Annotated in this window: 1 pseudogene; it reads right to left on the bottom strand. The window is 57.0% G+C overall.

What is annotated here, in order from left to right:
• Positions 1 to 121: 121 nt before the first annotated feature.
• Positions 122 to 235, bottom strand: a pseudogene (locus ACLJNW_RS28580) (mechanosensitive ion channel family protein); the annotation flags it as partial.

The following is a 235-nucleotide window of genomic DNA, read 5'->3' as shown; positions in this document are numbered from 1 at the left end:
GAAAGCTGGCGTGGGTCATACCGCTGTGACAGGGGGTGAGGCTTATTCAAGTGAGATCAGGCCAGTCATATCGTAAGCCGGGCCGCCCTGCAGAGCAGCCACGTCCATTATCTCTCCCGGATCAGCGGCTGGTAACTCGCTGATCGAGCAGTAGACGGTTGGCCAGCGACACAAGCTCTCCCTCTTCCGTCAGCAGGATGGTCTTGACCGTACCTATCTCTTCAATAGTGCCTTC

Origin of the sequence: Salmonella sp. SAL4457 (assembly GCF_046548235.1) — a bacterium.
In the GTDB taxonomy this organism is placed as follows: domain Bacteria; phylum Pseudomonadota; class Gammaproteobacteria; order Enterobacterales; family Enterobacteriaceae; genus Salmonella; species Salmonella enterica.
Note: the sequence above shows the minus strand (reverse complement) of the source record. Positions and strands in the feature narration are given on the sequence as shown.